Origin of the sequence: Xylanibacter brevis P6B11 (assembly GCF_000621825.1) — a bacterium.
GTDB lineage: Bacteria > Bacteroidota > Bacteroidia > Bacteroidales > Bacteroidaceae > Prevotella > Prevotella brevis.
In genome coordinates this window covers 66,639-82,081 of sequence record NZ_KK211352.1, presented here as the reverse complement: position 1 = coordinate 82,081, position 15,443 = coordinate 66,639, and the positions used below count along the sequence as shown (strand labels likewise).

General features: G+C 52.9%; 4 protein-coding genes. All 4 read left to right on the top strand.

What is annotated here, in order from left to right; all coding sequences use genetic code 11:
- Positions 1 to 3 precede the first annotated feature (3 nt).
- The 4 genes from T496_RS0110155 to T496_RS0110140 are packed head-to-tail and all read left to right on the top strand — an operon-like array spanning position 4 to position 15,441.
- Positions 4 to 1,743 (top strand): hypothetical protein, encoded by a 1,740-nt coding sequence (locus T496_RS0110155; protein ID WP_155808859.1) that lies wholly within the window; start codon positions 4 to 6, stop codon positions 1,741 to 1,743.
- Between the two features lie 13 nt (positions 1,744 to 1,756).
- Positions 1,757 to 2,929, top strand: a complete 1,173-nt coding sequence (locus T496_RS0110150) for a fimbrial protein (RefSeq protein WP_155808857.1) — start codon at positions 1,757 to 1,759, stop codon at positions 2,927 to 2,929.
- An 8-nt stretch (positions 2,930 to 2,937) separates the two neighbouring features.
- Entirely contained in the window at positions 2,938 to 3,951 is a 1,014-nt protein-coding gene (locus T496_RS0110145; protein WP_155808855.1) for a hypothetical protein, read from the top strand.
- Between the two features lie 33 nt (positions 3,952 to 3,984).
- Positions 3,985 to 15,441 carry a hypothetical protein gene (locus T496_RS0110140; RefSeq protein ID WP_155808853.1) on the top strand — a complete coding sequence of 3,819 codons (11,457 nt, stop codon included), beginning with the start codon at positions 3,985 to 3,987 and terminating at the stop codon, positions 15,439 to 15,441.
- Positions 15,442 to 15,443 lie beyond the last annotated feature (2 nt).

Here is a 15,443-nt window from a genome sequence, read left to right as displayed (position 1 = left end):
CATATGAGGAAGAAGAGACTTTGTCTGATCTTGCCATTGCTTGTTTTGACAGTCCTGAGCGGCTGCACAAACGATGAGTCGCTACGCACTGACGAACAACCCGTCCGTGCGCAGTTAGCTTTCGCCGTGGCTCCTCTCACCAAGTTGCGCACAGAGAAAGCACCCCTGCATCGCACTGCTGCCAGCGTGGTACAGGCCGATGAGCACTTCCGCGGACTGCAAGAGCTACACCTCATCCCCTTCGCCAAGCGGGGACGTGTGGAGATCAGCGACCAGCCCAAGCTCTTTGGGGTGGACTACAGTGCTGGCAGCGACTATAGCAAGACCAACGCACACTTCTTCTACTATGAAGGCATGCAGTTGATGAACGGGGTGGCTTCGTTTCTGGTCTATGCCCGAGCTGCCGGTTCTTCAGATGCGTCGCTCGCCAACAAGCAGTATTATGGTGCACTGACAGCCAACTACCCTGCTGATGGCAATCCCGCCGACATCTCTTTCAGTCTGCAGTCTATCCGAGACAACAACGATGTGCCTAGTGAGGCGGCTGCCATCGCCCGCTATCTGACGGCCATCGCCCATGCGGAATGTCTGCACGAGGCGCATACCTATTCGTGGAGTGCTGCAACCGATTCTAAGTTGCAGGCTTTCTTCCTGAACTTCATTAATCAGGGGCAGGAGACCACTGCGCCCATGGCAGGCTCGACGGCCAACGTGACGGCCTATGTCAGCGACCTGCGCAGCAAGATTGCCGCACTGACCTATGCCGACTGGACCGTGGAGCGCAAACTGCAACAGGCCATCCTCGACTCTATCGACAACAAGGCTGTAGGACTGCCTGTCAGCTATCCCGCCTCTATCGGACTGCCCGACGGGGCTGCGGTGGTGCGCTATGCCAACGGACAGTTTGTCCCACAGACCACCACAACCACGCTGGCCCGCGTGGCTGGCATCCAGCGCTATGCGCATCCGGCCGAGCTCTACTATCATGCCAACAGCCAGATCAAGACCACCACGACCGATACCCGTAGGTCCTATTACGAGAACGAGGCCACCTGGACAGATGTGTTGGCCCGCTACGAGACCGACAATGGCGTGGTGCGCGGCAACACGACATCGGTGGCTATCAAGGAGCCCGTGCACTATGCTGTGGGCTGTCTGCAGATGAGGCTCAACGCGCCGACGCTGTCGCTGGCCGATGCCGACGGACGCTATGTGACCGTCGGTGCTACTACCTTCCCGTTGACAGGCATCATCGTGGGCAGTCAGCGGCCCGTGGGCTTTGACTTCAAGCCCACTACCACATCTGAAGTCGATGTACGCTATGCTTACGACTGCTATCCGGTGGCTCCCGATAACAGTGTGATTTATCTGCCTCCCTATGGCGGCACAACTTCGGCCAACAGTAATACGCTGTTGCTGCAAACACCCGACGACGAGGAGGTGACCGTGATTGTTGAGTTCCAAAACAACAGCAACGTCACCTTCCGCGGACTGAACGGACTGGTCTATCCCGGCACCCGTTTCTACCTGTTGGGCGTCCTGGCACCCGAGGGTGGTGCCACATACGACTATCAGCGTCGTGTCATTACCCAAGACTATGTCACCACGCTGAATGTCAGCGTCAACTCTCTCCGCAAAGCGTATAACGTGGTGCCCGACCTGCTGACAGAACGTCTGGAGGTGGGCATACAGCTGACCGCCGACTGGAAGATGGCGACGCCAACGATTGTAGAACTTGAATAAACAGAAAGACCGCATGAGACAAACTGCTGGGACATATCGCATCATTCGCACACTACTGCTACTACTGGCAGTGGCAATGGGCGGCGTGGGCTGTTCTCATGATAGCGGCGACGAGGCAGGGCGTGCGCCTGCGACTCCGTCTTTATACCTTAATATATATATAGAAGGCCAACAACTGAGCAACAAGCAGTCGGCTCCTCGGCGTGCCTACATCGGTGATGTGGCTGCCACGGAGGCCGAAAACAAGGTCAGCAGTGTGCAGATATGGGTGTTTACTCATAACGATGGCACTCTGGTGGGCTATCTGAATCCGGCCATTGGTCAACTGAACAGTCAGCGCAGTGCCACCTACCTGATGCTGGTGCCAGACGAGTTTGCTCAGAACCCCACCAGCGTGGATGTCTATGTGCTGGCAAATGTTGCACACACGCATCAGCTGGACGAGACCACCACGCGACAGGAACTGGATGACGCTTTGATGCTGACTGGCGACCAGCCCTTCGGACTGAACGTCCTGACTACGGTGGTGCCTGACGAAGGACTGCCCATGTCGGGCGTGCTGAGAGACCAGCCCGTCTATGGCGATAGCCCCGTGCTGCGCATTGGTACGGCACAACAGCCAGCTATTGTCAACGTGACGCGCATGGTGTCGAAGGTACGCTTCCTGTTTGGCTGCGCCGTGACGCTGTCTGACTTCCAGATGACCCGCGTGGAGCTGGCTGGCAACATGATTCCTGCCGACGAATATCTGTTCCTGAGCGACGATGGCAACGACTATCACCTGGGCAACAGCTATGTGGCTGACGCCACCACACTGGCCACCATCACCGAAGAGGTGCCCAAGATAGAAGATCCGGAGTCCTACGAATATCTGTCGGGTATGGCCCCCTCGTACTATGACCGACTGGTCAATGCGGCTGTGGCCGACGGTCACCTGCTGCAGGCAGGACCGTTCTATCTGCGCGAGAGTGACAAACGGCTCAGTGGCACCATCCACTATATGGTCGATGGCGTTCTCAAAGAGGCACCATTCCAGATGGAAAGGGCGGGCGACTTCTCACGTAATCACACGTGGATTGTGTATAGTTACTATGCAGGCAATGCCACCGACCGACTGGTGGTGAACGATGTCTTTGTGACAGACTGGAACGAAGTGAATCAAAATCACGAGGTGTATAACTGGTAAGCAAGTGTATGGCAATGAAGATGTTTCTGAAGAATATGGCGATGAGCACACTGGCAGCACTGCTGCTGGCTGCTTGCAGCATGGACGACGCCAACGACCTACAGGGGGCGACGGACGGCGAGATGCTGCAGTTGTCGTCGATGATGAAACACTCACCGGCCATCGTGCCAACCACCGACCAAGCCATCGAGATATACGTCACGCGGGGCACTGAAGCCCGAAGGGGCACGTTCAGCTATGCCACCGACCTGGCGGAATGGCGCAGCAACGTCAGGGTGCTGCCTAACGAGAACCAGTATCTCTATGGCTTTATGCCTGCCAATGCGGCATCGTCAACGGCCATCAGCTACTTGTCAGACGGCTATGACAAGGGCGCTACGCTGACGGTGAACGGGCTAGACCCCGTGACAGCTGTTGACCTGTGCTTCCTGGCTGGCGTCAAAGGTGGCGAACCAGTAGCCAGTTCAGAGAATATCACGATGTGGAAATACCTCTACGAGGGGCAACCCAAGAGCCATAACAAGGTGAACCTGCTGATGGAACACCTCTATGCCAGCCTCAGCCTGCGACTGCTGGTGGGCAGCGATTATGACCTCCTGCGCACTATCAAGGTGAAGAAGATACAACTGAAAGCTGCTGGAGCACGTAAGGTCAACGTGAGCATCACGCAGTGGAACGGACTGGAACCGCTGTTCAACTATACCACGACCGAGACGGCTGCCGAGGTGACCGACATGCTGAACAGTTCCGAGGGCGAGATGCTTAGTACCAGCGTACCACTGGTGGTGAACGACCTTTATGTGGCACCCATCCTGACAGGACTGAAGTTGGTGAGCTTCTATGATGTTTACGACAAAGAGGGCCATCTGGTCAGAAAGGACTGCCGAGCAGAGAATGACATCACTGGACTGATGTCTATGCGAGACGGCACCAAGACGACGCTCACCATGACGGTGGCTCCCAGCTACCTCTACTATTTAGCCGATCCTGATGCACTGGATCCAACGATTGTGAAGGAGTGAAAAACTAAAAAAACAAACGAAATGCGAAAGCTAATGACCATATTACTGAGTTGGATGTCTGCACTGGCAGTTCAGGCACAGATTACCATAGGCGGCAACGTCTATGGTGGCGGTAATGTGGGCAATACGAAAGGAAACACGACCGTTGCCATTTATGCCGGCGACCTGAACAGGGTGTATGGTGGTGCACGTATGGCCGATGTGCAAGGCTCTGCCTTTGTGCATGTCGATGGCGAGCATGCCTCCAACTATATCGTGATCAACCATCTCTATGGTGGTAATGACATTGCCGGAAGCATCGGCTCGTCAGACTCTATCCCTAAGCAACTGACGCGGGTGGGCACCGGTGCCGGACAGAATAAGATTGATAGTACATGGAATGCCTTTGTACGCCTTTCCACCAAGACGGAGATCGTCGGCGGAAAGATCAGGGCTGCTGCTGATGCCAAGAAGGTGTATATCGGACAGCTCTTTGGCGGCGGTAATGGTGACTATGACTACAACTCGCTGAAGCTGGAAGACGGCGAGACACCGAACCCCTATTTCGGATTGCCTAAGCCTGAACTGGGAAAGACCTATCTGGAGATACTGGGTGGCTCTATCGTCTATGCCTATGGTGGCGGTAATAATGCCACGGTGAAGAAGAGAACGGTGATCTGTCTGGACAACCCCAGCGCAGCAGTTGGCAGCATTATTGATGCTACCAATCCGAATGCCAACCAGGCTGGCGAGGTGCTGAACGATGACCGACTGGAAAGCAAGATGGGCATCAACCTGACGTTTACCTATCCTCACAGCAATGCCTATCAGATAGGACGCCTGTTTGGCGGAAACAACAAGGCTGAGATGGCCATACGCCCCCGATGGAACCTGATTCGCGGTTCTGTGCGTAACCTCTATGGTGGCGGTAACGAAGGCCGTATGACCAGTCCTGAGGGCCTGCTCCTGCAGGTGGAAGGCGACAGCATGGTTGTGGAGAATGTCTATGGCGGATGCCGTAAGGCCGATGTGCGTGCGCTTTATGACGGCGACGACAATCATCCCGTGCCCTATACGGAAATACAGTTGGATCCTTCCGACAACCCGAACAATATTCCTGGTGGCTATGCAGCGCGTGTGCGTGTGCTGGGTGGCCACGTGACTAATGTCTATGGCGGTAATGATATCTCGGGCAACGTTTATGGTGGTAACACCGTGGGTATCCTGACCCGTATTTATGGCAATGTCTATGGTGGAGGCAATGGCTCGTATGCCTATACAGACAATCCTAAACTGAAAAATGATCCCAGATGGGGTGATTTCTACTATAACCCTGTCGAGATACTGGGATTGGAAGGCAACAGCTTCACGCAGATGCAGTCGGCAGAAGCCCTGAACCTTTTCCGACCGAATGCTGAGCAGGTGTCTATCTTGGTTCGTGGCACGGCAGAGAATCCAGTACTTGTAGAGGGCGCCCTTTACGTGGGTGGCAACAGTGCCTCGCTGCGCGAACAGACGGCCAGAAGCAACTTCGACACCCGTCAGCCGCACATCAAGATCGGCTCCTATGTCACCATCGACAATGTGTTCCTGGGCAACAATGGCGAGAACATGGTGAAATACAACGAGGCCGTGGACGAGCAAGGTCGTGAAGAGGGTGTGCTGCGCACGCTGGCAAGTACCGACCAGACCCCCGATGGTTCGCGCTTCAACTCGATGAACCTGAAGGACTCGTTGCTCTTTGCCAAATACATGGAAGGCTGTGCCATGAAGATTAAGCCTAACGTGCTGTTTGAGGATACAAGACGTGGTGATCCCAATGATTATATACCCTATAGTTCACAGTTTGGTTCTATCTATTGCGGTGGTAACGTGGGAAGCATCCTGACGGATGGTAAGATGACCGTTGACTTCGTCGATAAGATTATCATATATAACAAGGTGGTGGGTGGTTGTAATAATGCCAACGTCTATGCCACCGACGACTTTAATGCGGAATACCTGGGCGGACTGCTGGGCGACGCTGATGCCAATGGCGATAAGCTGGAGCTGAACTTCGTCGGACTGAAGATTCAGCCCAAGCGCTGGAATGCCACAAAGACGGCACTGGAGTGGAACACCATCAGTGCTGCCACGGGCGAGAACGTCAGTTCCGAGGGTCTGTTGCCCGGCACCACAACGGCTGCCGACCATGACCGCCGACTGAAGGGTGGTAACGTCTATGGCGGCTGCTATAACACCGGTCATGTGAACGGCAATGTGATTATCAATGTCAATGCATCTATCGTTGACCGTAAGGGTGAGTTTGCCATCTTCGACCAGGTGGAACAGAACGAGGGTGAAGCTATCCTTTATGGTAACAGCGACTATCATGTGACAGAGCGCCGCTCGGGTGTGATCCTCGATGAGCAGGGCATGGATGTGCTGGGTCAAGCATTGAACGTGTTTGGCGGCGGCTATGGACCCGAGTCAGAGATATGGGGCAGCACGACGGTGAATATTAACAAGGGTTATGTGTTCCAGGTCTTTGGCGGTGGCGAGAATGGTCCGGTGGGAAATGCAGACTATTACGACCCTGTGACAAGTAAACTGGTTTATTCCTATCACCCACAAAATAGCTGTTACGTCAACCTGAAGGGCACTGTGGAAGGTGTGCACCGAGGACATGAAGAGGACGACGACGATATGGCTGAGGCTGAGTTTATCTATGGCGGTTCGTTTGAGGCACCCATTGCCGGCGATGTGGTTGTGAACCTGGGTAACGGTCGTGTGTTCAACGCCTTTGCAGGTAGCTGTAATGCCGACATCTACGGACATACGGAGATGTATATCGGACGTAATGGCACAGATGCCGATGGTCATGATGTGTTGGGATTCCCCTGGGTGCGTGACCATGCGTATGGTGGTAATGACCTGGGTGGACGCATCCTGAACAAGGGTAACTTTATGAACCGTATCAACGACGATGTGGTTGACATGGTGCATAACCCAGATTCTGCAGACGTGCCCGACGTGACGAATGCTTCTGCCTATGTGGAGTATATTCAGGGAAATGTGAGCCACCTTTTTGGTGGTTGCTATGGCGACTATGACTATACGGATGCTCACTACCGTCAGTACACTTATCCTGATGGTGCGTCGAAGCCTGGCTTTACAAAGCCTCGTCTGGACAACGCGTTTGTTAACCTTCGTCCGAATGTACATGTCAGAAACTCACTGAAAAAAGTCTTTGGCGCGGGACAGGGACACCTGAAGGGACTGGGCGTGGACAGCATGCAGAACCGTAGCTATATACTCGTAGAGATACCAAAGACCACTTCGAAATATCAGAATATTGAAATCTTTGGTGCCGGTGCCAACTGCGGTCTGGGTATGGGTGTCAATCCGTTGACGCTGAGTGGCTATACGAATGCACTTGAGGGCACCGTTGAGGGACGTCCAGACAGTGGTTCTGCCATCATCGACCTGATGACGGGTCAGGTGAAGAGCGTGTTTGGTGGCAGCTACCAAGAGGGCGTCACTCGTCGTACGGTGATCAACGTGCCACAGGGGGCAACCATCCGTGTGGACAGCATCTTTGGTGGTGCCTATGGTTTCGACCCGCTTTATCCCTGCGATGTCTATGAGGCCCAAGTGAACTATCGTAGTGAGGAGGCACGTGTGCACGTGCTCTTCGGTGGTAACAACTCTGCCGACCGTACGCTCTACGGACAGGTGAACATCAGTGCACCGGTGTGGAAGGATAAGGAAAATGACTATTTGGCCACGGTCTATGGTGCCGGTTATGGTTCTGACACATGGTCGCAATATACCGAGGTGAACCTGTTTGATGGTGCCAAGGTCTATGAGGTCTATGGTGGCGGAAACAATGGTAAGGTGCTGAACATGGAGTCGCTGCGAAAGTGGAAAGAGACCGACCCAACACTTGACCTTTCACTGCCTGGCTACGAGAATGCAGATGGCTTCGATGACGGTCTGGACAGCCCGTTGGCGCATGCCGTGCGTATGGATGGCAAGAAATACAATACCAACGTACACATCCACAAGGGTGCCACGGTGGTTAGCTACGCCTATGGTGGTGGTTATGGTACGAATGCGGTGGTCAGCGGTTCTACTTATATCGACTTGTTGGGCGGTAATGTGATAAAGGATATGTATGCCGGCGGTACCAGTGGTGCTGTGCAGGACTACTATAAAGCTGGAACCTTCACGGCCAGTGCCACTGCTTACGTAGAGGGTGGTTCGGCTCGTAATGTCTATGGCGGTGGATGGCAAGGTGACGTGGGCTATACTAGGAGCGAGACAGCACAGAACGGCAAGCAGACCATCGCGGAAAATATTCCCGGAGAGACAAACGTGGTGATTGGTATCCGCCAGGATCGTACAGAAGCGCTGCCCGAAGATTATGGCTATTATGATGGTGTGCCAGCCATCTTGCGTAACGCCTATGCCGGCGGTGAAGGTGGTTCGGTGATTGGCCGAGCCACACTGACCATGAACAATGGCTACATTGGCTATTACTATGATACCGAGAGAGGTACTTACGTAGAGAAGGTCAACGATGAGACCTGGAGCGACCACGTGGGTAAGGATCGACTGTCGGACTGTGGTAACCTCTTTGGTGGTGGCTACGACGACAACAGTAGTGTGGACACGAGCTTTGTCACCGTGTGGGGCGGTATGATACGTAATAGCGTGTTTGGCGGTGGTGAGATTGCTACCATCGGACGCGGTAAGGTGCACGAAAGCGATGTGGACAACAAGATTCGTGAACTGGACAGCATCTATCTGTATGGCGGCACCAACGTAACAATCTATAACGGTCATGTGAAGCGCAACGTGTTCGGTGGCGGTAAGGGCTATAACATTCTGGGCTATGGCGGTATTCACGGTTTCTATACCGACGGCTACGTGTTCGGACAGACTGCAGTGAACGTGTATGGTGGTGAAATCGGTACCGAAGAAGGACTGGCGTCTGGCTATGGTAACGTGTTTGGCGGTGGCGATGTGGGCTATGTCTATGGTCGTGGTTACTTCAGCGAGAACAGCCGAAAGATTGGTACGGGCTCGCCTAACCATTACTACTACTACGACAGCGAAGGACACCTGACAGAAGACTGTAAGGTGGTGGTTTCGCCACAGCTGCAAATCAGAAAGAACGGCACACCGGTGACGTTCCAGGGACAGGTTTATGGTCCTTATGACTATGTGCCTACCGACTATCTGAACACTCTGCCTGCCGATAAGGAAGACAGCAGATGGGCCAACCTCTATACAGGCGACGGACTGACAGCCGACGACCGGGTGGAGCGCGGTGTGCATATCCATAATGCTGTGTTTGCTGGTGGTAACGTGTCGTCTAACAGTGAGAGCTATAACAATGCAACCACAGTATTCGGTAATACCACGGCAACACTCAACGATGTGTACCACCATGACTATATCACCGTGGGCACAGAGCATACGGGTGGTCTCTATGGTGGTGGTAACCTGTCGTTGGTGGGTGGCTATCGCGAACTGAACATCACGAACTATGGTACGGACTACTACGGACTGGACCAGCAAATCTCGTTGGAAGACTATCAGAAGCTGACCAACCGTGAGCGTGCTTACTTCAAACTGGAATACCAGTGCCAGCAGGATGTGGTGATTGGTGGTAAGTCTTACCACGTAACCGATCGTATCAGTGAGGAGGAGTATAATGCTTTGCCCGCTGCCTATAAGATTCCGGAATACTGGATGCAGTATGGCTTCTGTTCTATCTATGCCGGACGATTGTTGAACACCATCCAGCGTGCAGACTTCTGTGGCGTATTTGGCAGTCGATTGGTTTTGCAGGGTGCCAAGGACCGTGTGGCTGATGTGGGCGATGCAACGGAGTACACCATCAACCGTATTGGCGAGCTCTCGCTGAACCAGAAACACTCGGTGATTGCCGAAGACCTGGCGCTGAAGCCTGGTGCTGTGCCAGCGCTGAATGTGAGCGACCAGTCACCTGATGACTATCTGAATGCAGAGAATGCGCTTCATGGCAACTACTTCGGTATCTATAGCGTGGTGAACTATCTGGGAGGCTTGACGAGCGATGTGCACTTTAGCGATCCTTACAGATATGTGGAGCGCGGTAATGCCAAGACTGACGACACTGAAACCTATTATAGCTGGAAGACAAGTCACATAGACAAACGCGACCGTAATAATGGTACTTCTATTAATCAGGTGGCATTGGCATCTGGTGTGTATCTGGAACTGACCTCGGAGCGGAGTACACCGAAAAACAAGATATATGGCGATATTACAGGTGTGGTTGAACTGGACCTGATTAATGTGAAGAAGGACATTGAGGGTGGTGGCTATGTCTATGCACGCAATGAACATGGTGAGCGCAGTGAGATATCTCATGAGAACACTCTGCTATCTGTCTATAATATGAAGAATGGCGATGAGGCGCTGACCAATAAGATATTTATATATAGTCCAACGGTGCTGTTGGACCACCAGACCAGCGGCAACTTTATCCATAGGTCAAAGCGTATCGTGGATGACTGTTACCCGAACAACGGTGTCTATAATGATGGTTACGTGATATCGCCTGCCCACTATTGGTTCATCAAGGGTGAGGTGTATATTTACGACCAGGTAGTGTCTGCCTATGCTGGTTCTGCATCGGCCTACTCAAAAGAGGTCAAGATCCCGCTGACCATCACTGCTTGCTCTAACGGACGACTCAGACTGCTGAACATCCAGCCCAGTCTCTATGCTTACTATGCTAACGATGAGCGGACGGAGAAGATAACACCCGACGGTGTGAAGGTGGAAAACGAGAGTATGACGTACTACCTGAACGACGTCATTTCGTGGTGGGACTGGCACCAGCTGCCGGATAATGAACAGAGATACTTTGTCAAGGAAACCCGCGTCAACGTGGACTCTTGTATCATTGATGGCACGCCTTATTCTGCAGGTGCATTCGTTCTTGAAGATGATGCCACCCTTCATAGCACAACGGCCTGGCAAAACTTTGTGTCTGGAAACCACACGGTGTGCAATGCACTCGGTGAGGAGGTGACAGACCTGAACTCGATGTTCCACTCGTCGAACAATATTGGCCATGACACGGGCTATGTGCTCACCGTGAAGATGGACAGCCCCAAGGATTGGAACGACTGGTATAGTCCGCTGATGGACGCTGACGGCGACAAGATACGAAAGGATGCCTATAAGGCACTGCCTGATAAGTCTGGCTATATAGAGGGTCCTACATACACGTTGACGGGAGCCTCAGGTCTGTATGGTCAGCGTGAGTATGAGGTGGGCGATGTGATCACGAAGGAAGCTCATGACGACTATGTCTCTACGGTGGTGCGTATGCCGCAGCCGCCCACAGGACAGGCTGTTGTGGAGCCAGCTTATGTGGCATTGGAAGATTTCGCAAACACCCAGAAAGGTAATGCGATCGGTCAGGAAGCTTACGATGCGCTGGATGATAAGTCGAAGTTTGAGCCTGCTATGGTCTGCATCAACACCTTCCAGATTGGCGAAGAGTCGTACATCCTGCACGGAGAGCTGGTATCCGGAACCGACGAAAGCCTGGAAGAACTGGCTCGGAAATACAAGGTGTACAACAACAGCAGGATTAATGCCGACTCTGTCACTAATGCAGAGGCGCTGGAGTATGTGAAGGCTCATCTGTCTGAAGCCTACTATGTCAAGAGCGATGGCCTCTATGGCGGTCAGTACTACGAGGCAGGCCAGAATTATAGCGCCATCAAGTCGTGGTGCTCGCTGACAGATGCACGTGAGAATTTCGATTTCAACTATGATGCCCTTGATTTGCTGATTGACCCAGACTATCATGGCGAGGGCTTCACGGATGTTTATTATAAGAGTCCGTATAGCGATGTGAAGGCGGTAGAGTATGATGCCATTTACGACGGCCCTAGCACTCTGACTTATTATGATAATGACAACGTGGAACACACGATTGCATCGGGCAACAAACTGACGCGTGAGGAGTACGAGGAAGTTAGAAACGATCAACTGCACTATTCAAGCATTGTGGTGCCCGCAGGGTCTGGCGAACAGAAGGTATTTATTGTCAACGAGTCGTTGATAGACAATGGTACACCTTATGCAAAGGGACAGGAAATCAGTGAGAAAGACTTTAAGTTGCTGTCGGCTGTCAACCGTGCCAAGGTTGATTCTATTACCTTCCAGAAGGGTGGCATGGCAAACACGGTGTTCTATTGCTACGAGACTTATACGCCTTCTGCTTCGTTTACGACAGAGCGTGGTACTGCAGGACAAAAGGGTTCGGTCATCTCTGCCAGTGTCTTTGCCACGATTCCTAACTACCAGAAGCATTTCTCAATACGTGGTTCTGAGCCAACCGAGACGACAACACTCTTTGTGTCGCGCGAATCAACAGCCAGGGATGTGACATCAGAGAAGATTCTGACGGCCGTTTATCAGTACACCTACTACGAGCCTGATGAAGAGGGCGAAGGTATGAGCCTGGTCAATGAGCTGCACGTGCTGAACGTTCATCTGCAACTGGAGAGTGGTGCACCAGAAATTGGCTTGCTGAATGCACCTCCTGCTGTGCTGCCTGGCACAAATCTTGGACTGAAGGCTCCTACGGTGAACCCCGGTCTTTACGAGGTGCTGACCAGCGGTTGGGAGATGTTTGCAGATGAACATGATGCGATGATGCGCCGTAATGGCGTGCCATTCAAGAACAATGGAACACCGCTGTACTGGTATCAGGATCAGAAAGCATGGATTGCTTTCTATTCGAAGACCTATTTGGGTAAGACCTACTCTAACTACGTGCCAGTCACGGTAGCCAACTATCATGATATGGATGCCGTGATGGCCGACAAGGACCATCATCTGTATGTGGATCATCCTGATGTGACTCGTAATTCAAAGATATATATCAACGGTGGCAACTGTACGTCGGACGCTGGCAAGAGCAGACTCGACCTGTTGAAGGACTTCTACGACCTGAGCTTGCAGACGACAGAGGCTGCTACGGGCGCTACGGCAGGACATGCCCTGCTCGATAGTAGGGTGAAGGGCGGTGCAAACCTGGAGTTCATCCTGAGTAGTGATGTGGCACCAAAGGCATATACCGACTGGACGCCCATTGGTAATGAAGAACAGTGCTTTGCCGGAAATCTGCATGGCGATGGCTATACCATCAGCGGACTGAACAACTCGTTGTTTGGCAAGCTCTGTGGCAGTGTCTATAACCTGGGCGTGACTGGCTCGTTTGCTTCGGCAGGTGTTGTCGATAGTGGCGATGGTTATGTGGAGAACTGCTGGATCAACACGACGGGAACACCCGATGGTTCGGTCTATGCGGTCTTCGGTAATCCTTCCGACGAGGAGCCTACCACGCGCCAACTGGTGAACTGCTACTACCAAAGTGGCAAGAACTATAAGACAACGGCCAACACACACGGTATGGCTACGGCCATGAGTGAACAGGCGTTCTATAACGGTACGGTGGCCTATAACCTGAACGGCTTCTATCTGAACAAACGCTATTACGACAAACAGCTCTCTAGTGGACAGGCCTACCACTACCTGAAGGCAGAGAATGATGTGCTGTCGGAACAGATGCTCACAGGCTATTACCCGACAATGCCCGATGCCCGTTATGGTGATGTGGGCTATGTGGAGAACCGCTATAAGGATGGCGACTTTATCTATGCGGGGGGTAGCATACCTGAGACATATGATGACCGTATGCGCGTGAACAACAATGGTGCTGTCAGCACCGTCTCTTATGCACCCATCTGGCCCGATGACTACATTTTCTTCGGACAGACGTTGACCTACGGATATAACATGTCTCGTCCGCACGATGACACACCTAAGCACATCATCAAGAATGGCAACCGCCTATCGTTGAGTGGTGCCGGCAACCGCGTCTATCGTGCACCGGCCTACTATCAGAGTAAGGTGATGGACAAGGCTCACTTTAATATCTCGGCTGTGCTTGCAGCAAAATCTGCCCCGAAGTCTGTTACGGATACTGACTTGAAACCAGCTTATCCGAATATGACGGCTATTGACTTCGCCGGACATCAAGATAACACGTGGGCTCTGGGCACTGTCAGCGTTGGTGCGGAGCCAACAGCTCCAACCTATTTCTATCCGCCTATGCTGGACGATGCTGACGGACTGCTCAGTATCACCAACGAGGGTGAGACCACCAACTTGTTGGTCTATGCACCTTCTGCCGAGCATAACGCAGAGACAAACGAGGTGCTGACAAACTATTTTGTGGATCCAGACTATACGGATTATTACGTGGATGATGACTACCATCGCGTGAAGGTGGCACCTGCCTCTACGGTTCATGGACACTTGGTGCAGAGCAACCTCACGGCCATCACTGACCACCTCCTGGTCGACAAGCGCGATTTCAACTGTCCGTTGAGTTATACGTTCGCCTCAGGAAAGCGTATGTGGCATCAGCGCATGCCAGACCTTTATGTGGACATCAACAAGGGATGGGAGACCGTCAGCCTGCCTTTCACCGCCGAACTGGTATCTACGCAGGATAAGGGTGAGATTACGCACTTCTATAGTGGTAGTCGTACGGCCGAGGAGAACGGCGCAAAGATTGGCCACGAGTACTGGTTGCGCGAGTATCAGGGTAAGTCGGCCGAGGACGAGCAGGTATTCACAGCGGCCTTTAGCTATCCGACGGCCACGGGCGACGACAAGCAGGTGGACAACACCTTCCTGTGGGATTACTATTACAGTAAGAACGCGCAGAAGGATGCCAACAACGACACCTACCAGACCTACTATGAGAACGGACGTGAGCTGAAAGCATATCCGCTGCTGACGATGGCTAAGCCTTATATGATTGGATTCCCGGGCAAGACCTATTATGAGTTTGATCTCAGTGGCGACTGGACCGCGCAGAATACTGCCAGTGTGGCACCCGCACGACTCGACAAGCAGGTCATCAGTTTCGTTTCCGAACCGGCCATCACCATTGGCGTCAGTGATGATGAGCTGAACAGCGTGCCTGCCGATGGCTATGCCTTCGTGCCCAACTATATGAGTAAAGTGACGAATGGCTACCTCATGAATGACGAGGGACGTAGTTTCGATGCGACGCCTGTTGGCGGTCTGGAAGCAACGCCATTCCGCCCGTACTTTGTGGCCAGTCCGTCGGCCGCGCGTCGTCATGTGCAGTCCATCCTGTTCGTGGGCAAGGACACCTCGTTCGCTTTCGATGAGCAGGAGCCTTCGGAGGAGGAAATAGGTGAGGGCGGTCTGCAGTTCAGTCTGCGTCGCCATACCATCATAGTCACCTCAACGCTGCGTCGTGCTGCCGATGTACATATTGTGAACACGGCAGGTGTGAAGGTCGGCTCGTTCACCATACAGCCCGGTGAGACCATCAGCACCCGTGTCGGAGTGGGAGGTATCTATATGTTGAATGCCGACGGTGGCAGATATCAGAAGAAATTAGTAGTAAGATAGAG